Source organism: Streptomyces sp. NPDC001868 (assembly GCF_040297125.1).
Lineage (GTDB): Bacteria > Actinomycetota > Actinomycetes > Streptomycetales > Streptomycetaceae > Streptomyces.
In genome coordinates this window covers 19,151-39,852 of the sequence record NZ_JBEOYO010000011.1, presented here as the reverse complement: position 1 = coordinate 39,852, position 20,702 = coordinate 19,151, and the positions used below count along the sequence as shown (strand labels likewise).

The window sequence follows — 20,702 nt, the reverse complement described above, 5'->3', positions numbered from 1 at the left end:
CCGCCTCGCGCGCCCGTCGTCGTGGCGACGGCCGCCGTCCGCCCCGAGCCGCTCCTCACTGCCCTTCCGGTCGCCACCCCGCCGGCCGCAGGATTCCCAGCAGCAGTCCGACGAGTTCGTCGACGACCTCGTCGAGAGGGGCGTCGACCCAGCCGGCCTGCCAGTCGTGGAGGAGGCCGTTGACGCTGCCGATGAAGGCCGTGGCGGCGATGCGGTAGTCGCGGTGGACGGCTTCGCCGCGCTCGGCGGCGGCGGTGGCCTCGGCGCAGATGAAGTCGATCCAGCGGGAGCGGCGTTCGAGGCGCTGGCGCTCCAGGCGGGGGCTGACGCCGACGATCTCGGTGAAGGTGATGCGCAGTCGGCGCGGGTCGCCGGTGACGTTCGCGGCGTAGGCGCGGAACGCGGCGGTGGCACGCGCGGCGATCGGCTGTCCGTCCATCGTGGCGAGGCCGGTGAGCGCGGCCTCCTCCGCCCAGTCGTTGACCTGGAGGTGGAGGGCGGCCAGCACCTCCTCCAGACTGCTGAACTCCTCGTAGAACTGCCGGGTCGACAGTCCGGCGGCCTCGCTCAGCCCGGCGATCGTGGTTGCCCGGAATCCGGGGCTGTCGCCGAAGAGCTGGAGGGCCGCGTCGAGGAAACGGCCTCGGCGCTCGGCCCGGCGGTCCGCCGCGGACCTGCCCCCGTACCGGCCGGTGGGCTGTTTGAGCCTGCCCGCCACGCTGCTCCTCCCGACAGAACCTGCCCCTGTGCGACGACCGGTTCGGGGCCGTCGGTTGATTTTGTCGTATCCCCGGTCTTGTGGTGAAGCACGACCGTTCCTTACTTTCCAGTAAGTCAATTCTGAACGCCGACCTGTTCAGACTTGACGCACCCTTTCTCCACCCTCGCTTTCGTGATTCCTCGTTGTCCCGAGCCGCCTTGTCATGCCCCAAGCAAGCAGGAGGAACCGACCATGACCGTCTCCCCCGGCGCCCGCCGTCGTAGAACCCGGAACCTGGGTGCCGTCGTCGCCGCTCTCGCGCTGACCGCCTCCGCGGCCGCGACCGCCACCCCGGCGACCGCCGCGGCCGATCTGCGGGAGGTGATGTTCGTGGGCAACAACTGGGAGGGCACCGCCGACGTCATCAAGGCCTCCGGCGACTTCGCGAAGATCGGCCGGATCAACGTCATCCCGGACAAGGACGCGCGGATGGCGGAGATCAACGCCGATCCCATCCGGTGGATCGCCTTCATGACGATCCGGAACAGCGTGGGCGAGGGCCACGACCAGTTCGTGGACGACATGTACGCCACCCCGGACGGCTCGTCGATGGTCGTCTCCCGCCCCAGCTTCGCCGACGTGGTCTCCATCGACGTCAGGACCGGCGACATCAAGTGGCGCTTCCCCGTGTCGGGTTACCGCTCCGACCACATGGCGGTCTCCCCCGACGGCAAGCGGGTCGCGGTGTCCGCGTCGACCGGCAACACCGTGCACGTCCTGGACATCGTCACCGGCCGGCAGCTCGGTTCGTTCAAGACCGGCGACAAGCCGCACGAGAACATCTTCACCAGCGACGGCAAGTACGTCTGGAACATGGCGATCGGCGATGTGAACACCCAGACCGACGCGCCCTGGCTGGACTGGACGAAGGGCGACCGGAAGATCACGGTCGCCGACGCGAACACCTTCCAGCAGGTCAAGGTGATCGACATGCGGGAGCGGCTCAACGCCATCGGGCTGAGCGACTACTCGGACGCGGTCCGCCCCGCCGCGTTCTCGCCCGACGAGACCAAGCTGTACTTCCAGGTGTCGTTCTTCAACGGCTTCTTCGAGTACGACATCGCCACCGACAGGATCACCCGCACCAAGACCCTGCCGAAGTCCCCCGGGGTCAGCGACGACCGCACCACCTTCGTCAACGACTCCCGCCACCACGGTCTGACGATGAAGCCGGACGGCACCAAGCTGTGCATCGCGGGCACGATGGACGACTACGCGACCGTCGTGGACCGCGCGACCCTCCAGGAGGGCCCGCTCGTCCCCGTCTCCAAGCCGTACTGGTCGACCGTCAGCGGTGACGGCAAGTCCTGTGTGGTCTCCGAGAGCGGCGCCGACCAGGTGACGGTGATCGACTTCGCCACCGGGCGGAAGACCGTGTCCGTGCCAGTCGGCGACCACCCCCAGCGGGTGCGGCTGGCGAAGGTGCCCGCCGACTGGACCGGACCTTCCGCTAACTGAACCTGGCGGTCAGCCAGTTCGACAGCTCCGTCCGTGCCGCGCTCAGCTGCGTCGCGGACGGGGCTGTCGCGCCGTTGGTGACCAGGGCGTAGTGGAGCTTGCCCGTGTCGGCGGCGGTGAGGAGGAGACGGCGGCTGCCGGTGCCGCCCGGTTCCTTGGCGGCGGCGATCGGGGTGGACGTGGTGTACGCCGGCGGCGTGGCGGTCACCCCGAGGTCGGACACCACCGTGGTGGACGCGGTGGGGAAGGACGCCGGGAGGTGCAGCTCGGTCGGTTCGGTGCTGCCGTCCGAGCGCCAGACCAGCAGGGAGTACTGGCCGGAGCCGACGAGCGAGGAGACGTTCGGCAGGGAGCTGGGCACCGGGTTCCACGTCAGCGTCGTGGAGCCGTCGCGCGAGCGGTCCTCGTAGGTGAAGGCGACCGCGCTGCCCGCCGTGGCGCTCGGGTAGATCCGGTCGAGCATCCGGGCGTCCTGGCGGAGCACGGCCGTACCGGAGTCGTCGAGGCGTACGGCGGAGAGGTCCTCACCGTTCCAGGCGTCGCCCTCGACCTGCACCTTGTCGGGGTTGTCGTTCATCAGTTCGCGGTGGCGGCCCCAGTAGATGTCCCACTGCCACTGGGAGCCGGAGAGGACCGGGCCGGAGGAGGCCGGGTTCGCCCACCAGTTCGCGCCCTTCACCCGGGAGTCGAGCGCCTGGTACATGGCCTTGTAGACCGTGGGCGCCTTGTCGGAGACCGAGCCGGCGAGCGGGTGTCCGAACTCGCTGATGATCGCCGCGGTGCCGCCGGCGGTGGCCCGGTCGCGCACGGTCCCGAAGTCGTTCACGTACTGGCCGTCCTCCGCCTTGCCCCACATGAAGACGCCGGAGATCGCCTTCTGGTCGTAGAAGTGGGTGTTGAAGACGAAGCGCGGTCCGATCGTGCCCGCGTCGAGGAGGCCGCCCTCCTGCTTCTGGAAGTCGATGTTGGCGTTCCAGAAGAGGTTCGGTTCGACCATCGCCGGCTTGGACTGCCAGCCCGCCGCGTCCATCCGGGCGCGGAACTTGACGTAGAACGGCCACAGGACGTCCTTCTCCCACGTCCGGCTGGTCTGCCCCGAGTCGAGGACGCCGGGGTGCGGCTCGTTCCACGGGTCGAAGCCGACGACGCCCTGGAACTGGGCGGACGTGAGGTTGGACTTCACGTACGTCATCGTCTTCTGCGCGGTGTCCAGGAAGGAGTCCTGGAGCCCGTAGGTGTTGTGCCAGAAGTCGTACGTCGACTCCGTCACCGCCGCGTTGGAGGTGATGTTCTGGCCCCAGAACGGGCAGATGCCGCAGTACTCGTCGGGGTAGTCGCCGAGGTCGACGGCCCACTTGGGGGCGCCGTCGCCGGTGTACCAGCTGTCGGAGTCGAACAGCCAGCGGGAGTACAGGTCCTGGTGGAAGTCGGGATAGACCTTGATCCCGGCGTCCAGGAAGGCGCCCATCTGCGCGGTGGCCGCCGCCAGGTAGGAGGTGCTCACCTGCCCGCGCACCGGTTCCGCGTACGCCCAGGACAGCAGGAAACGGACGGAGTTGCCGCCGCCGAGCGCCCTGAGCGCGGTCGCCGACTTCTTCGCGTCGGCGACCGAGGCGAAGGGCAGACCGTTGTTCTCCTTGAGCTTCGTCTCACCCGAGACGTTGTAGCCGCGCAGGACGACCTCGCGGCCGAGGCCGTCCTTGAACCTGCCGCCGTCGACCGTGAGCGTGGCCGCGGCCTGGGCGTCGAACCAGAGTTCGTCAGTGAGAGCGGAGGCGGGCTGGGTGGGGCCCGCCGTGGTCAGGAAGCCGGTGACGAGGATCAGGACACCGAGCAGACGAGTGCGCAATCTTGACATGTCCGCCACATTCGACATGTGCACTACCGTCCCAATGGGCAGGCGGGCCGTCAATAGCAACTGACGCACGAGTAAGTACCCTTTTTCGCAAGACAGTTCACCTCTCACAGCTGATTCTTTGCCCTGTACGCCCCCGGAAGACCTTGAGGGGCCTTGTGCGCTCGCGCGGGGACCGGGTAAAGGGCCGCCGCGCGCGCCCACCCGCCGGGTCAGGGCTGAGGTCGCTCCGGGCAGCCACCGAACTCCGGGGGGATGGGACGGGCAGGGGCGGCGGGGGCGCGAAAACTGTTGGAGGGTGGAGTGAGAGGAGGTGGATGCCCGTGCGGGAGATCCTTTCGGCGCTCGGCGAGTGGTACGCGGACGGTTCCCCCTTCGGACTCGCCACCGTCGTCACGGTCACCCGGAGCGCACCCCGCGGCCCGGGCGCGGCCATGGCGGTCGGCCCCGCCGACGAGGCCGTGGGCAGCGTGTCCGGCGGCTGTGTGGAGGGCGCGGTGTTCGAGCTGGCCCAGGAGGTCGTGGCGTCCGGCGAGCCCCGCCTCGCGACCTTCGGGTACAGCGACGAGGACGCGTTCGCCGTGGGCCTGACCTGCGGCGGGGAGATCACACTCCTGGTCCGGCGGGTGACACCGGCCGAGGACCCGTCGTTCGGCCGGGTCGTGGAGTCGGTGGGCGCCGGGCACCCGGTGACCGTGGCGACCGTGATCGACGGCCCCGCCCCGCAGGGCGCCACCCTGGCCGTGTGGCCGGACAGGACCTCCGGCACCCTCGGCTCGGCGGGGCTGGACGCGGCGGTCGCCGCCGACGCGCGGGGCGAGCTGGCCCAGGGTGCCACGGGGCAGCGGCACTACGGTCCCGGCGGCGAGCGGCGCGAGGACGCGGTCACCGTCTTCCTGCACTCCTTCGCGCCCCCGCCCCGCATGCTGGTCTTCGGCGCGATCGACTACGCGGCGGCGGTCGCCCGGATCGGGGACTTCCTCGGCTACCGCGTCACGGTGTGCGACGCCCGCCCGGTCTTCGCCACCGCGAAACGCTTCCCCGCCGCCGTGGAGGTCGTCGTCGACTGGCCGCACCGCTATCTGCGCGGCACCGCCACCGACGACCGCACGGTGATCTGCGTCGTCACCCACGACCCCAAGTTCGACGTGCCGCTCCTGGAGGAGGCGCTGCGCCGCCCGGCCGCGTACATCGGGGCGATGGGCAGCCGCCGTACGCACGAGGACCGGATGCGGCGGCTGCGGGAGGCCGGGCTCGACGCGTCGGAGCTGTCCCGGCTGCGCTCCCCGGCCGGCCTGGACCTCGGCGCCCGGACGCCGGAGGAGGTGGCCGTGTCCGTCGCGGCGGAGATCGTCGCGCTCCGGTGGGGCGGCAGCGGGGTGCCGTTGACGGCGACGACCGGGGTGATCCATCCGCCGGACCCGACCGGTTGAGCACGGCGGCGGGCGCTCGGCTCAGGTGCGGGGCGGCAGTCGGTGCAGATGTACGTCCGCCAGCCCGCCGTCCGTCACCGTCGCCGTCATGTACGTGCGGTGGGGCTGACGGCGGCGGTCGGTCGGGGAACCGGGGTTGAGGAGCCGCAGTCCGGTGGCCGTGGTCGTGTCCCAGGGGATGTGGCTGTGGCCGAAGACGAGAAGGTCGGTGTCGGGGAACCGGGCGGCGCAGCGGGGCTCGCGGCCCTGGGCGGGTCCGGTCTCGTGGACGACGGCGAGCCGCAGCCCGGCCAGGTCGGCGCGGGCCACCTCCGGGAGGCGGGCCCGTAGGCCGGGGCCGTCGTTGTTGCCGTACACGGCGATCAGCCGGCGGGAGCGGGCTTCGAGGAGATCGAGGGTGTCCTCGTCGACCCAGTCACCGGCGTGGACGACCACGTCGGCCTGCGGGAGTTCGGCGAGAAGCTGCCCGGGCAGCTCCTTCGCGCGCTTGGGCAGGTGGGTGTCGGACATGAGCAGCAGGCGCACCCGGCCAGGGTGTCACTCGATGGGGATCTCCGCCCACACCTGCTTCCCGCCACTGACCGGGACGGTGCCCCATGCCGAGGACATGGCCTCGACGAGGAGGATGCCCCGGCCGCCGGTGGCCTCCCAGCCGATGATCGTGGGTTTCATCGGGGTGCGGGGGGAGGAGTCGGCCACGGCGACACGGAGGCGGTCGCCCAGGAGGGTGAGGTCGAGGCGGACACGGCCGTCGGTGTGGACGAGGGCGTTGGTGACGAGTTCGGAGACGATGAGGAGCACGGTGTCGGCCGCGGACTCGACGTCCCAGCGGCGCAGGACGCGCCGGGTGTAGCGACGGGCCTGGCCCACGGCCTGGGGGACGCGCCACACGCTCCAGTTCTCGCGCTGGGGGCGCAGTGCCATGCCGTCGTAGCGGATGAGGAGGAGGGCCACGTCGTCGTCGCGGTTGGCGCCGCCCAGCAGGGTGTCGGCGACCACGCCGAGGTGGGCGGGCTCGGCGGCGGACAGTTCGGCGGCGAGGTGGGCGAGGCCGTCCTCGATGTCGACGTCGGCGGACTCGACGAGGCCGTCCGTGGTGAGGGCCAGCAGGGTGCCGGGGGCCAGGCGCAGCGGGCTCATCGGGAAGTCGGCCTGCATGACGACGCCGAGCGGCGGTCCGCCCTCCGTCTCGCTGATCTCGGTGGTGCCGTCCGGGTGACGCAGCACCGGCGGGATGTGCCCGGCGCGGACGTACCAGGCGGAGCCTTCCTCCATGTCGATGTCGACATAGCAGCAGGTGGCGAAGAGGTCGGTCTCCATGTCCATGAGGAGCCGGTTGGCGTGCGAGACGACGACGTCCGGGGGGTGTCCCTCGACGGCGTAGGCGCGCAGGGCGGTGCGCATCTGGCCCATGAGGGTGGCGGCGCCCGCGTTGTGGCCCTGGACGTCGCCGATGACGAGGGCGACGTGGTTGTCGGGCAGCGGGATGACGTCGTACCAGTCGCCGCCGACCTCCAGACCGGCGGTGGTGGGCAGATAGCGGGCGACGGCGACCGCGCCGGGGAGCTGGGGCAGCCGGCGTGGGAGGAGGGTGCGCTGGAGCATGCCGACGAGTTCGTGCTCGGCGTCGAAGGCGTGGGCGCGCATCAGGGCCTGTCCGGCGAGGCCCGAGGCGGCGGTGAGCAGGGCCCGCTCCTCGGGGCCGAAGTCGTGGGGGTTGTCCCAGCCGATCAGACAGGCCCCGGCCATCCGGCCCCCGGCGGGCAGCGGGAGGACGGCGAGACCGCCGGGGCCGACGTCGGCGAGCGCGGGCTCCAGATCGGCTCCGGCGGGCCAGATCCCGGCGCGTCCCTCGCGGAGCGCGGTGGCGAGGGTCGGCATGGTGCGCACGGGCGCGTCCGGCCATTCGGAACGCCATTCGGAACGCCACACCTCGGGCCAGACCTCCGGCTGCGGCGGGTCGAGGACGGTGACGACGAGACGGTCGCCCTCCAGCTCGGCGAGGGCGATCCGGTCGGCCTGGAGCGGTTCGCGCAGGGCGGTCACCACGGCCTGGCTGACGTCCCGGACGGTGCCGGCGGTGGCCAGGGCGGCGGCGAGGCGCTGGATGCGGGCCACGTCGCCGCGGCCGGTGCGCAGGGTGGAGGCGTCGGCGACGGTGCCGACGAGCCGGGCGGGCCGGTCCTCGCCACCGGGCAGGATCCGGCCGCGCAGCCTGAGCCAGCGCTGCTCGCCGGAGGGCTGCAGGATGCGGAACTCCAGCTCCCGGTCGCCGATGGACATGTGGTCCGCCTCCACGACGGACATCAGCGCGGGCAGGTCCTCGGGCACGGTCAGCGCGATGAGGGTCTCGACCCGGCCGTCGAAGTCGTCCGGGCCCATGCCGAACAGTTCCAGCAGCCCGTCGTCGACCTCGACCCGTCCGGTGTCCATGGCCAGGTCGAACGAGGCGCCGGGCCCGGCGGGCCGGGCGGGCGCGGCGCTGGTGACCGCCTCCGCGAGCAGGTCGAGGCAGTGCCGGTCCTCGGCGTCGAAGGCGTCCGTGCCGTCGCCGACGGCGACCAGGCAGCCGCGCTCGCGCAGCGGCAGCACGCCCAGCGTGAAGTCCTCGGTGTGGGCGCGGCGGACGTCGGCGTCCCGGTCGAGGTCGGCGGAGGCGAACCAGTGTGGCCGTCCGGAACGGCAGGCCTCGGCGACCGGGGCGCTGCCCGCCGCCGGATAGCTGTCGAGGAGCCCGTACAGGCTCCTCGGTACGCCGGCCGCGCCGATCAGGGACAGCGCGTCGCCCTCGCCGTCGGGGACGTACACGACGGCGACGGTCGCACCTGCGAAGACGAGCACCTGTTCGAGGATGGCGTGCAGCCGCTCGTGCGCGTCGAGATCGCCGCGGAGCGTCTTGAGCGCGAGTTCGGCACGCAGAGTCCTCGTTCCGGGTTCCGCCGCGCCCTCACTGACCACGTCCGTAATTACAGCGCTTCCGGCACGGTCGCGCAGCCCCTGGGACCGTTCCGCGAGGCCGGGGCCCTGCTCCGCGAACCCGTCCGGGTTCGAACGACGCCGAACAGATCTTTACGTATGCGTTCCGCACGGTGGGCGCGTGACAGGCGTGACGGGTTTCTGGTGACAGCCGTGACTGTCGGGCTCTCCGGCGGGCTGGAAGGCTCGTCCTCACCCGGCCCAGGGGGCGACGGCGGCGACGAGCACACGACTCGGGGGGACTGCATGGACAAGCGGTACGAGGCGTACGCGCTCGCCGACCGACACTTCTACGAGACACCGGACCGGCTCTCGGCCGGTGACGGCGCCGGCTCGGCGGCGACCGGCTACGAGACCGCCGGACGGGCGGTCCCGGAGGGCTGGCGGGCCGCCCGGATCGGGGACTGGCTGACGCTGACCCCGGTCGACGACGGCGGGCGGCCCCGTCCCGGACCCACCCAGGGATGGAAGGTGCACGCCTCCGCCACCCGGGGGAACGCGGACCGGATCGCGGCGATCGTGTGGGACTACTGCGTGCCCCGGAACATCCCGTTCAAGTTCGTCCCCGGCCCGTATCTGCTGCATCTGCGCAACGCCAAGTACGCGGCCCGCGACACCAGCGGCAAGTTCGTCACCGTCTACCCGGTCGACGAGGAGCAGCTGCACCTCGTCCTGCGCGAGCTGGGCGCCCTCCTGGAGGGCTTCGACGGGCCGTACATCCTCACCGACCTGCGCTGGGACGAAGGGCCCCTGTACGTCCGGTACGGCGCCTTCGCCCGGGCCTTCGTCGTCGACGAGCGCGGCACGCTCGTCCCGGCCGTCCGCGACGGCGAGGGCACCCTGGTGCCGGACCAGCGGAAACCGACCTTCCATGTCCCCGACTGGGTGACGCTGCCCGCGTTCCTGGAACCGCAGCTGGCGGCGCGCAACACGACCACGGTCGGCGAGCTGCCGTACCGCATCGAGAAGGCGCTGCACTTCTCCAACGGCGGCGGGGTGTACGTCGGCACCGACACCCGTGACGGCCGCCGGGTGGTCCTCAAGGAGGGGCGCCCGCACGCCGGGCTGGCCGCCGACGGGGCCGACGCGGTGACCCGGCTGGAGCGGGAGAAGGACGCGCTGGAGCGGCTGGCCGGGCTCGGGGTCGTGCCCGAGGTGCGCGACTGGTTCACCCTCGGCGACCACCGCTTCCTCGTCATGGACTTCGTCGAGGGCCGCCCGCTCAACTCCTACGTCGCCGAACGGCACCCCCTGCTGGCCGCGGATCCCGAGCCGGGCGCGGTCGCCGCGTACACGGCCTGGGCGTTGCACGTCCACCGGGCCGTCGAGGAGGCCGTCGAGGCGGTGCACGCCCGCGGGATCGTCTTCAACGACCTGCACGTCTTCAACATCATGGTCGCGCCCGACGAGCACTCGGTCTCCCTCCTGGACTTCGAGGCGGCGGCCCCGGCCGAGGAGAACGGCCGCCAGATCGTCGCCCACCCCGGCTTCCTGGCACCCCCGGACCGCACGGGCCCGGACGTCGACCGCTACGCCCTCGCGTGTCTGCGCCTCGCGCTGTTCCTGCCGGTCACGTCCCTGTTCGTGGTGGAGCGGGAGAAGGCCGCGCATCTGGCGTCGGTGATCGCGGAGCAGTTCCCGGACGTGCCGCGCGCGTTCCTCGACGAGGCGGTCGCGGAGATCGGCCGTGGGAGCGGTACCGCAGCGCCCGCACGGGTGGCGGGACCGGCCACCCCGGGGAGCGGCTGGTCCCTCGCCGAGCCCGGCGACTGGCCGTACAGCCGGGACTCGATGGTCAAGGCGATCCTGGCCTCGGCCACCCCGGAGCGCGACGACCGGCTCTTCCCCGGGGACGTCGCCCAGTTCTCCGACGGCGGCGGACTCGGCCTCGCGCACGGCGCGGCGGGCGTCCTGTACGCGCTCGCGGAGGTCGGCGCGGAGCGTTACGAGGAGGGCGAGCGCTGGCTGCTCGACCACTGCGCCCCGGTGCCGATCGGGACCCCGCTCGGCCTGTACGACGGTCTCGCGGGCGTCGCCCACACCCTGGACCGGCTGGGCCATCGGCAACGGGCCCTGGACCTGGTCGAGCAGATCCTCGGCGAGAAGTGGCACAAGCTCTCCTCCGACCTGCGCGGCGGGCTGGCCGGGCTCGGCCTGGTCCTCGACGAGCTGGCGCGGACCACAGGCGAGTCCGGGCTGCGCGAGCACGCGGCGGAGGCCGCGCGACTCCTCGTACGCCGCCTCGCCGAGCCCCGCCCGGCACCGCCCCGCCGGCGCGCCGGCCTGCTGCGCGGCGCGAGCGGGCCCGCGCTGTTCCTGCTGCGCCGGTACGAGGCGACGGGCGACCGCGCGCTGCTCGACGCGGCCGGCGAGGCGCTGCGGCAGGACCTGGAGTGCCTGGTCGAGCAGAAGAACGGCGGGCTGGCCGTCGACGAGGGATGGCGGACGATGCCGTATCTCGGGGACGGGAGCGTGGGCGTCGGCTTGGTGCTCGACGACTACCTGGCCGCGACCGGGGTCGGAGCCAGTACTGGCCCTGACGCCAGTACTGGCCGTGCCCCTGGCACCGACACCGACACCGACGGGTTCGCGCGGATCTCGGACGAGTTCACGCGGATCCGTGCGGGTGTCCTGACCGCCGCGGCCTATCGCTTCTACGCGCAGCCGGGGCTCTTCGAGGGCCGGGCCGGGATGGTCCTCCACCTCGCCCGGACGGGTGCCCCGCGCGAGCGGCTGACGGAACAGATCGCCGCGCTCGGCTGGCACTCGATGCCGTACCAGGGGCAACTGTCCTTCCCCGGCAACCACTTGATGCGGCTCTCCATGGACCTCGGTACCGGAACGGCCGGCTGCCTGCTGGCGCTCGGCGCGGCGCACGCCGGCGCCGACGACGCCACGCCGCACCTTCCGTTCCTGCCGCCGTTGCGACGGCGGCCCCAATGACGCGGTTCCGCCGCCCGGTGGAGTCGTGACGCAACACCCCCGTCCCCAACGGCCCCTCGACGGGCCGACGATCGAAAGGAATCGACATGGCACTTCTCGACCTGCAGACGATGGAAGCCGACGAGACGACCGGCACCGGCGGCCCCAGCTCCCTGAGCGTGCTGTCCTGTGTGAGCGCGGCCAGCATCACGCTCTGCCTCTGATCCGAGGCCGGCGGCTCCGGACGGTTCCTCCCCCTCGGGGGGAGGGGCCGTCCGGGGCCCACTCGTCCAAGCGTTCGCCCAAGACCAGTGATCCACCCGGTCATCCCATGTCAGGACGGGTATGACGACCCTCACCGAAGCCGGTGCCTCCGGCCCGGCAGCCGCGTCCGTCCCCCTGCTGCGCTCCACCGTCCGGTACTCCGGCCCCCGCTGTACGGCCCTGGCGCTCGTGGCCGTGGCCGCGACGGGGGCGAATCTGCTGCTGCCGGTCACGCTGGGGCGGGCCCTGGATCTGCTGCTGGCCGGTGACCCGGCCGGCTCGCGCTGGGTGCTGTGGTGCACGGGGCTGGTGCTCGCCGTGGCCGTCCTGGACGCGGTGGAGACCGTGCTCGGCGGGACCACCAACGCCCGGGCCACCGCCTGGCTGCGGCACCGTCTGGTCGGGCATGTGCTGGCCGTGGGGCCACGGGCCGTCGGCCGGTTCGGGCCGGGGGATCTGGTGGCCCGGCTCGTCGGGAACGCGGCCCAGGCGGGCACGGCTCCCGCCACGGTCGCCGCGCTGCTCGCCGCGCTCGCCGGGCCGCTGGGCGCGGTGGTGGCGCTGGGGCTGATCGACCTGTGGCTCGTGGTGGTGTTCCTGGTCGGGGCCCCGCTGCTCGCCCTGGTGCTGCGCGCGCTGGCCCGGGACTCCTCCGCGTGTGTGACGCGCTACCAGCGGGCCCAGGGCCGTATCGCGGGCGGGCTCGCCGAGGCCGTCGCCGGGGCCCGCACGATCGCCGCCGCCGGAATCGCCGACCGTACGGTCGCCCGTGTTCTGCGCCCCCTGCCCGAACTCTCCCGCGAGGGGCACCGCATGTGGCGCGTCCAGGGCCGGGCCGCCGCGCGGGCAGCCGCCGTGGCCCCGCTGTCACAGCTCGCCGTCGTGGCCGGCGCCGGTGTCCTCCTCACCCAACAGCGCCTCTCCGTAGGCGAGTTGCTCGCCGCGTCCCGCTACGCCGTACTGGCCGCCGGCATCGGCGTCCTGGTCGGCCACCTCTCGTCCCTGATCCGCGCCCGGGCAGGCGCCGCCCGCCTCACCGAGATCCTGACCGAGCCCGCACCCACGTACGGCGACCGGCTGCTCCCCGGTACAGGCCAGGGGTTGCCGGAGCCGGGGCGCCCGTCCGGGCAGGGGCGATCCGAGCGGGGTGCCTGGGGACTGAAGGGGGACGGCACCCCTCACCGGGGAGGGCGGGAGCCGGGGGGCGCCTCCGGACGGGGCGCGCCGGAGCCGGACAACACCGCAGGGCCGGGCGCGCCGGAGGCGGACGACATGTCCGGACCGGGGCCTCTGGAGCCGGAGAGTCTCTCCCCGCGCAGGCGGCGAACGCCGGACACCCCTGCCGGGCAAGGGCGGTTGGAGCTCTGTTCCGTGACCGTCCGGCGTGGTGGGCGTGCTCTGCTGGACGGGGTCGATCTGGTCGTGCCGGGTGGGAGCACGCTGGCTGTCGTCGGGCGTTCGGGGGCGGGCAAGTCGCTGCTCGCGGCCGTCGCCGGGCGGCTCGTGGACCCGGACGAGGGGGAGGTACGGCTCGACGGGGTGCCGCTGTGTGAGCTGGACCGCCGGGAGCTGCGCCGGGCGATCGTCCACGCCTTCGCCCGCCCGGCCCTGCTGGGCGACTCCGTGGAGGACACCATCGCCTTCGGCGCGCCCCGCCCCTCCCCGGCCCGGGTACGGGAGGCCGCCCGTGCCGCGCACGCCGACGCCTTCGTCCGCCGCCTTCCCGACGGCTACGCCACCCCCTGCGCCGACGCACCCTTGTCGGGCGGCGAGGCCCAACGCCTGGGCCTCGCCCGGGCGTTCGCCCGTGACAGCCGTCTGCTCGTCCTCGACGACGCCCTTTCCAGCCTCGACACCGTCACCGAGCACCGCATCACCGACGCCCTCCTCCGCCCCGCCACCGGCGGCACCCGCCTGCTCATCGCCCATCGCGCCACGACGGCCGCCCGCGCGGACGCGGTGGCGTGGCTGGACGGGGGGAGGGTGCGGGCGGTCGGGCCGCACGCGGAGCTGTGGCGGACGGCGGGGTACCGGGAGCTGTTCGGCGGGGCGGCGGCCGCCGCTCGTGTGCCGGAGCCGGACGCCGCGGACCCCGGCTGCACCGCGCCGTACGGCGCTCCGGGCGGAGGGGGCCGATGAAGGGGAGCCAGGGACAGCACTCGCCCGGCCTCCCGCGTCGCGGGCTCCGGTTTCTGCGGGGGCGCGCCCGTGTCGTCGTACGGCTGGTCCTGTGGTCCGTGCTGGAGACGGCGCAGACGTTCGTGATGGGGTACGCCCTCGCGCGGGCCCTCGACGACGGGTTCCTGGCCGGGCGCGCGGGCGTCGGGCTGGGGTGGCTCGGGGTCGCGGCCGGGGCGGTGGTCGTGGGGGCGTTCGGGACCGGGCGGGTGTACGGGTGTGTGGCGGGGCTGGTGGAGCCGTTGCGGGACCGGCTGGTGCGGGGCGTGGTCGGACGGGGGGTGCGGGAGGCGGACGGCGGGGCCCTGTCCGGGCTGACCCAGCAGGTGGAGATCGCCCGGGACACCTTCGCCGGGCTGGTGATGGTGTCACGGTCGTTCCTGTTCACGGCTGCCGGGGCGCTGGTCGGGCTCTTCTCGCTGGCCCCGCCCCTGCTGCTGGTCGTGGGCCCCCCGCTGGCCGTCGGTGTGGCCCTCTTCCTGGCGACGCTCGGTCCGCTGGCCCGCAGGCAGGAGACCTTCCTGGTCGCCGACGAGGTCCTCGCGGGCCGGCTGGGCGCCGTCTGCCCGGGGCTGCGGGACATCACGGCGGCCGGGGCGGAGGACCTGGTCGCCGCCGACGCCGGCCGGTGCGTCGACGCCGAGTACCGGGCCGCGCGCTCACTGGCCCGCTGGGGTGTCGTACGGGTCGCCGCCCTCGCGATCGGCGGCCAGCTGCCCGTCGTGCTCCTCCTGGCCACCACGCCCTGGCTGCTGGACCGCGGGGTCACGGCGGGCGCGCTGATCGGCGCCCTCGCCTATGTCACCCAGTCCCTGCTGCCCGCCCTCCAGAACCTGGTCCACGGCCTGGGCACCAGCGGCTCCCGGCTCGCGGTGGTGCTGCGCAGGCTGGCCCCGCCGCACGCGCCGACACCCGCCCCGCAGCCGGGACCGCCGCTGGCGGCCGCACGTGGGAGCGGCCGATCCCCCGACGCCACGCCCCCGCCCCACCCCGCCACGTCCGACGCGCTCGCCCTCTCCTCCGTCACCTTCGCCTACGGCGACTCCGGCACCCCCGTCATCGACGGCCTCAGCCTCCGTGTCCCGCACGGCACACACCTGGCCGTCGTCGGCCCCAGCGGCATCGGCAAGTCCACCCTCACCGGGCTCGTCGCGGGTCTCCTGCGCCCCCGGCACGGCACCGTCCACTTGTGTGGGCGGCCGGCATCCCGGGCCACATCCCGCGCACACCGGGTGCTCATTCCGCAGGAGGCGTACGTCTTCGGGGGATCCCTCGCGGAAAACCTCGGCGAACTACGGCCGAAACCCGTGCCCGAGGAGGAGCTGTGGGCCGCCGCGGAGGCGGTGGGGCTCACCGGAGTGATGGTGCGGCTGGGCGGTCCGGCCGCCGAGGTCGACCCGGGCGCGCTGTCCGCCGGGGAGCGGCAGCTCGTCGCACTGGCCCGGGCGTATCTGTCGTACGCGCCGGTGGTGATCCTCGACGAGGCGACCTGTCATCTGGACGCGGAGGCGGAGGAACGCGCGGAGCTGGCCTTCGCCCGGCGGCCGGGCACGACCCTTGTGGTGGTCGCCCATCGCGTCAGCTCGGCCCGCCGCGCGGACCGGGTGCTGGTCATGGACGGGCGGTGCGTCGCGTACGGGGAGCACGACGAGCTGCTGGGCCGCTCGTCGCTCTACCGGGACCTGGTCGGCGCCTGGTCGCCCCGGCCCCCGGAATCGGCCCCGCCGACACCGTCGACACCGCCGCCCCGGTCCCCCGTATCGGCCACGCCGGTCGCGCCGTCCCGGGCCGGCGGGCGTTCCTCAGAGCCAGCCCTCTCCCTGCGAGATCCGGATGGCGTCGATCCTGTTGCGCGCCCCCGTCTTGCGGGTGATGGCGGCCATGTAGTTGCGCACGGTCCCATGGGAAAGGTGCAGGCTGCCGGCGATCTCGGCGACGGAGGCGCCCTCGGCGGCCAGGGATAACACGCTCAGCTCACGGCGTGTCAGCGGCATCTCGGCGGCCTTGAGGAAGCCGAAGCCGAGGGAGTCATCGACGAAACGTTTCCCTTGAGCGACCTCGCGGATCGCGGACACCAGCCGCTGCGGCGAGCCCTCCTTGTCCACGTAGCCGAGGGCCCCGGCCTCCGCCGCGCGTTTCAGGAGGCCGGGTCTGCCGGCGTGGGCGAGGACCAGGAGGCCGGGGGCGGGGCCGCCCGTGCCGCGCAGGTCGGCGAGGGGCGGGATGCCGACCGCGTCCGCGCAGTCCAGGTCCGCCGCGCAGACGTCGGGCCGCAGGGACCGTACGCGCCCCGGCGCCGCGCGCCAGGACGCGTCGTACACCGTCAGGCCGGGTTCCCCGCGGAGCCACTCCGCCAGGACCGACCTGACCAGACATTCGTCGTGCACGAGCAGTACCCCGATCACGTGTGTCCTCCGCCTCCCCGTCACCGGTGTCCGCCACCGATGTCCTCCGCCTCAGCGCGTGCCCATTGTTGGCGTCTCCGACCACGCCCGGGCGCGAAGAACCAGCCATCGGGGTGCGAGGGGGCGCACTCACGGCGCCCGTGCGCGATGCCGCGCATCATCAGGAGGGCATGGCCCGTACGAGAGGGGGTACAGCGGTTCGTCCGCAGCACCGCGCTCGCCGTGCGCGGGCGGCCCCCACGGGGGAGCCTTGACCCTGGGGCCCGTAGCGGGGTCGTGCGAGGAGGTGGTCGGCGATGTCCGACGTCCACGCGTCCGGAGGGCGGACGACCGTCGAGACGGCCCGCGTCGGTCATCCGCTGCTGTCCCTGGCGCTGGCCGCGATGATGGACGACGTCGAGGCCCACTCCGGCGCGGTGTATCTGCTGACGCCCGACGAACCGGTCCTGGAGATGGCGGTCATGGCGGGGCTGCCGAGGTCGTTCGCCGCGCCGTGGGAGCGGGTGGGGCTGAGCGCGCCGGTGCCGGTCTCCGAGGCCGTCCGGGCGCGGCGGCTGGTGTGGGTCAGCGGCGAGGAGCAGATGGCCCGCCGCTATCCCCGGATCGCCATGGTCCTGCCCTATCCCTTCGCGCTCGCCGCCCTGCCGGTGGCGACCCGCGACACCGTCTACGGCGCCGTCTACCTGACCTGGCCCGGCTCGCACCCGCCGGAGCTCAGCGACCGCGAGCGTGACCATCTCACCGCGGCCTGCGACCGGCTCGCGAAGCGGCTGCGGCGCGCGGAGGAGGAGGGCCGGCCGGTGCTGCCGGAGCCGGACCTGTCGGCGCCGTCGGCGACCATGGTCGCCGGGACGCTCGGCACGGTGGAGGCGGCGCGGATGGTGGCGCGGCTGCCGTACGGGATGTGCGCGCTCGATCTGCACGGGCGGATCACCTTCGCCAACGCGGCCACGGCCGAGCTGCTCGGCATCCCGGTGAGCGGGCTGCTGGGCACCCAGCTGTGGGCGTCGGTGCCCTGGCTCAACGATCCGGCGTACGAGGACCGCTACCGGGCGGCGCTGATGAGCCAGCACGTGACGTCGTTCGTGGCGCTGCGACCGCCGAGCGACTGGCTGTCGTTCCGGCTGTACCCGGGGTCGAACGGGCTGAGCGTACGGATCTCCCGGGCCCGCGCGGTCGCCGAGGCCGAGCACGCCGCGCGGCTGGAGGGCGAGGGGCCGGGCCGGCTGGTGACGATCAACCATGTGCTGGCGCTGGCGAGCGCGCTCACCGAGGCGGTGGGGGTGCAGGACGTGGTGGAACTGGTCGCCGACGAGATCGCCCCGGCCATCGGCAGCCAGGCCCTCGTGATGTTCGGCTCCCGCGCGGGGCGCCTGCATGTGCTCGGGCACCGCGGCTACACCGATCCGCACCTCGTGGAACGCTTTGACGGCATGCCGCTGACGGCACCGATGCCCGGGGCGCACGCCCTGACCACCGGGGTGCCCGCCTTCTTCGAGTCCCGGCAGCAGCTGGAGCACCTCTATCCGATGCGGCAGGACAGCCCGGACGGGATGGGCGCCTGGGCGTACCTCCCGCTGATCGCGTCGGGGCGGCCGGTGGGCACCTGGGTGCTCGGGTACGCGGACCCGCATCCGTTCCCGGCCGACGAACGCGCGGTGCTGACCAGCCTCAGCGGTCTCATCGCCCAGGCGCTGGAGCGGGCACTGCTGTACGACGCCAAGCACCAGCTCGCGCACGGGCTGCAGCAGGCGCTGCTGCCGCACTCGCTGCCGTCGATCCCGGGGATCGAGGCGGCCTCCCGGTATCTGCCCGCCACCCGGGGCATGGAGATCGGCGGCGACTTCTTCGACCTCGTCCTCTCGCACGGGCGGGCCTCGGCCGTGATCGGCGACGTACAGGGGCACAACGTGACGGCGGCGGGCCTGATGGGGCAGATCCGTACGGCGGTCCGCGCGTACACGACGGTCGGGCAGGCGCCGGAGGAGGTGATGAGCAGCACCAACCGGCTGCTGATCGACCTGGGTTCGGAGCTGTTCGCCAGTTGTCTGTATCTGCGGCTCGACCCGGAGCACGGGACGGCCGTCATGGCGCGGGCGGGGCATCCGCCGCCGTTGCTGCGCCGGCCGGACGGGAAGGTGCGGGTGCTCGACCTCGCGGGTGGGCCGCTGCTCGGCATCGACGCGGGGGCGACGTATCCGACGACCGAGGTGGCGCTGACCGAGGGGTCGGTGCTGGCGCTGTACACCGACGGGCTGATCGAGTCGCCGGGGGTCGACATCGAGGACGCGTTGGCGGATCTCGGGGAGCGGTTGTCGGCGGCCGGGGAGAGGCCGTTGGACGCGCTGGCCGACAGTCTGGTGCGGGAGATCGAGGCGGCGGAGGAGCGGGCGGATGACGTGGCGTTGCTGTTGCTGCGGGCCACCGGCTCCGCCGGCGGGTGACTGACGTTGCGGTGTTGAGGGTTGTTCGTCGGGTGCGGGTGCGTCGTGGCTGGTCGCGCCCACGCGGCGGAGCCGCACATCGATACAGCCCCGCGCCCCTGGAAGGAGGGGCTTCGCCCCCTTCCATAGGCGTCTCTCGACGCGAATCGGTCCGACCCTCCCGCCGGAGGGCCGGACCGTTTCCACCTGTGTGCCGGAACCGCTGTGGTGTGGCCTACGGGTGGGTCGTGGGGCGACGGCCCGGGTCAGTGGCCGCTGATCCCGGGGCCGTCGTCCACGTACTCGGGGCGTTCGCCTACTGCTCGACGCCCTGCTCGTCGACACCCTGGTCGCCGATGCCCTGCTCCTGCTCCTGGCCGGCGCCTGCGGCGGCACCGCCGTCGGCCGCGTCGCCCGCACCGGCGTCCCCGGCGTCACCGGCACCGGCCACGGCGCCCTCTTCCTGGCCCGCACCGGCCGCGCCGGCGCCTTCTTCCTGGCCCGCGCCCGCTGCCGCGGCGCCCTCTTCCTGACCGGCACCGGCGGCGGCACCGCCGTCGGCCTCCTCGCCCGCACCGGCGGCGGCGCCGCCCGCGGCTTCCTCACCGGCGCCCGCGCCGGCGTCGCCGAGGGTCGCGCCGACCGCCGCGAGGGCGGTGGTGACCGGCTGGAAGAAGGTCTCGCCGCCGACCGTGCAGTCGCCGCTGCCGCCGGAGGTCAGACCGATGGCCTGGCCGTCCTCGGTGAACAGCGAGCCGCCGCTGTCGCCGGGCTCGGCGCAGACGTTGGTCTGGATGAGACCGGTGACCGTGCCCTCGGGGTAGTTCACCGTGGCTTCGAGGCCGGTGACCTGACCGTCGGCGAGACCGGTGGTGCTGCCCATGCGGAAGACCTGGAGGCCGACCGCGGCCTCGCCGGCCGCGTTGATGTTGACCGTCTGGCCGTTGCCGAGGTCGACCGTGCTGGCCGCCTGCGTCGCCGGGTCGTTGTAGTTGACCAGGGCGAAGTCACCGGTGCCGGGGAACGTGGCGGTCGCCGCGTCGACGGTACCGATCGGGGCGCCGCCCTCCTCCTCGGACCACTCGGCCTCGGCGACACCGCAGTGACCGGCGGTCAGGAAGGCCGGGGCGCCTTCGGCGTTGACGACGTTGAAGCCGGCCGAGCAGCGCGCGCCCCCGCCGAAGATGGCGTCGCCGCCCTCCAGGAAGGGCTTGAACGTGCCGGCGGACTTCTTGATGGTCGCCATGCCCGAGCCGAGCGACTTGACGGCCGTCTCGATGGTGTCCCAGTTCTCGCCCGTGACCGTGGAGTCGGCGGTGACCTGGAGCTTGTTGGTGCGGGGGTCGATCGCCCAGGCGGTGCCCGGGACACTGGCCTGCTCCTTGAGCGTCGCCGCGCCCTTCTGGAGCTCGGACCAGCTGTTGTCGACCTCGCGGACCTCCGCGCCCGCCGACTGGGCCTGGACGATCACGTTGTTGTCGTCGCCGTCGATCTCGAGACCGTCGATGACGTTGATGATGAGCTGCTGCTCGCCCGAGTCGTAGTACGCGCCTGCGAACGCATCACCGAGCAACTCCTGCAGCTGGGAGGCGAGATCCGAGGCGTCGCCCGCGGCGAGCGTCTTCGGGGCTGCGTCCTTCGACTCCGTCTGCGACGCCATGGCGTTGGGAAGGATGAGGGCTGCTGCGCCGAGCGCCGCCACGCCGCCTGCGGCTATGAACGCCTTGCGCTTGGTGGCTCGTTTGTGACTCAACTCTTGACCTCCTGGGGACGGGGTCCGTACCGCCGTCCGGCGGATGAACTGGGGGCGCCTGGTTGCCAGTTGGTACGGATGGTTCCGAGGGGGTGTTCAACGCTCCGCAAAAAGATTTCGATCTTCCATTTCGCAAAGCGCGCTACGCCCCCAGTTCGGGCGCCATTTCACGACTTCCCGCCCGCACCCCCGACGAGGCACCCCGTCACGTCGGCGACCGGCCCCCGCGGCGACACCCTCAGCGACCGGCCGGTAGCGGTCCGTCCCCCTCGACG

12 protein-coding genes and 1 pseudogene are annotated in these 20,702 nt (G+C 73.3%); 7 read left to right on the top strand and 6 right to left on the bottom strand.

Annotation, left to right across the window (positions count from 1 at the left end; translation table 11 throughout):
- Nucleotides 1-55: 55 nt before the first annotated feature.
- Nucleotides 56-718, bottom strand: coding sequence for a TetR/AcrR family transcriptional regulator (locus ABT147_RS15705; protein WP_351406071.1), 663 nt, complete (start codon nt 716-718; stop codon nt 56-58).
- Nucleotides 719-952: 234 nt separating this feature from the next.
- Here ABT147_RS15705 and ABT147_RS15700 point away from each other — a divergent pair, with 234 nt between their 5' ends.
- The gene (locus ABT147_RS15700; RefSeq protein WP_351406069.1) at nt 953-2,218 is read left to right on the top strand and encodes a YncE family protein; all 1,266 of its coding nucleotides are present in this window, start codon (nt 953-955) and stop codon (nt 2,216-2,218) included.
- Here the strand turns inward: ABT147_RS15700 and ABT147_RS15695 are convergent.
- On the bottom strand, nt 2,211-4,094 hold the full coding sequence (locus ABT147_RS15695) for a cellulase family glycosylhydrolase (protein ID WP_502983093.1): 1,884 nt from the start codon (nt 4,092-4,094) through the stop codon (nt 2,211-2,213). The two genes, ABT147_RS15700 and ABT147_RS15695, sit on opposite strands and share 8 nt — an antisense overlap.
- 302 nt (nt 4,095-4,396) lie before the next feature.
- On the opposite strand from ABT147_RS15695, the gene ABT147_RS15690 reads away from it, so the two are divergent.
- A complete protein-coding gene (locus tag ABT147_RS15690; protein WP_351406065.1) occupies nt 4,397-5,506 on the top strand; it encodes an XdhC family protein in 1,110 nt (369 codons plus the stop codon).
- 21 nt (nt 5,507-5,527) lie between these two features.
- Here ABT147_RS15690 and ABT147_RS15685 read toward each other — a convergent pair whose 3' ends face one another.
- Together ABT147_RS15685 and ABT147_RS15680 are read right to left on the bottom strand one after the other, a co-directional pair.
- Complete coding sequence (locus tag ABT147_RS15685) at nt 5,528-6,031, bottom strand: metallophosphoesterase family protein (RefSeq protein ID WP_351406063.1); 504 nt, start codon at nt 6,029-6,031, stop codon at nt 5,528-5,530.
- 12 nt (nt 6,032-6,043) lie between these two features.
- On the bottom strand, nt 6,044-8,464 hold the full coding sequence (locus tag ABT147_RS15680; RefSeq protein WP_351406061.1) for a SpoIIE family protein phosphatase: 2,421 nt from the start codon (nt 8,462-8,464) through the stop codon (nt 6,044-6,046).
- 264 nt (nt 8,465-8,728) lie between these two features.
- On the opposite strand from ABT147_RS15680, the gene lanKC reads away from it, so the two are divergent.
- From lanKC to ABT147_RS15660, 4 genes are all read left to right on the top strand, one after another.
- On the top strand, nt 8,729-11,425 hold the full coding sequence (gene lanKC, locus ABT147_RS15675) for a class III lanthionine synthetase LanKC (protein ID WP_351406358.1): 2,697 nt from the start codon (nt 8,729-8,731) through the stop codon (nt 11,423-11,425).
- 86 nt (nt 11,426-11,511) lie between these two features.
- Nucleotides 11,512-11,628, top strand: coding sequence for a SapB/AmfS family lanthipeptide (locus tag ABT147_RS15670; RefSeq protein WP_005483995.1), 117 nt, complete (start codon nt 11,512-11,514; stop codon nt 11,626-11,628).
- Nucleotides 11,629-11,749: 121 nt separating this feature from the next.
- Complete coding sequence (locus ABT147_RS15665) at nt 11,750-13,807, top strand: ATP-binding cassette domain-containing protein (protein WP_351406058.1); 2,058 nt, start codon at nt 11,750-11,752, stop codon at nt 13,805-13,807.
- Nucleotides 13,804-15,810, top strand: a complete 2,007-nt coding sequence (locus ABT147_RS15660) for an ATP-binding cassette domain-containing protein (RefSeq protein ID WP_351406056.1) — start codon at nt 13,804-13,806, stop codon at nt 15,808-15,810. Before ABT147_RS15665 ends, ABT147_RS15660 begins: the two co-directional genes overlap by 4 nt.
- On the opposite strand, the pseudogene ABT147_RS15655 reads toward ABT147_RS15660, so the two are convergent.
- Nucleotides 15,733-16,233 (bottom strand): annotated as a pseudogene (locus ABT147_RS15655) (LuxR C-terminal-related transcriptional regulator); the annotation flags it as partial. The gene ABT147_RS15660 and the pseudogene ABT147_RS15655 overlap by 78 nt on opposite strands.
- 314 nt (nt 16,234-16,547) lie before the next feature.
- Between ABT147_RS15655 and ABT147_RS15650 the strand changes: the two are divergent.
- A complete protein-coding gene (locus tag ABT147_RS15650) occupies nt 16,548-18,695 on the top strand; it encodes a SpoIIE family protein phosphatase (protein WP_351406054.1) in 2,148 nt (715 codons plus the stop codon).
- Between the two features lie 295 nt (nt 18,696-18,990).
- On the opposite strand, the gene ABT147_RS15645 is transcribed toward ABT147_RS15650, so the two are convergent.
- The gene (locus ABT147_RS15645; RefSeq protein ID WP_351406052.1) at nt 18,991-20,427 is read right to left on the bottom strand and encodes a S1 family peptidase; all 1,437 of its coding nucleotides are present in this window, start codon (nt 20,425-20,427) and stop codon (nt 18,991-18,993) included.
- Between the last annotated feature and the right edge of the window lie 275 nt (nt 20,428-20,702).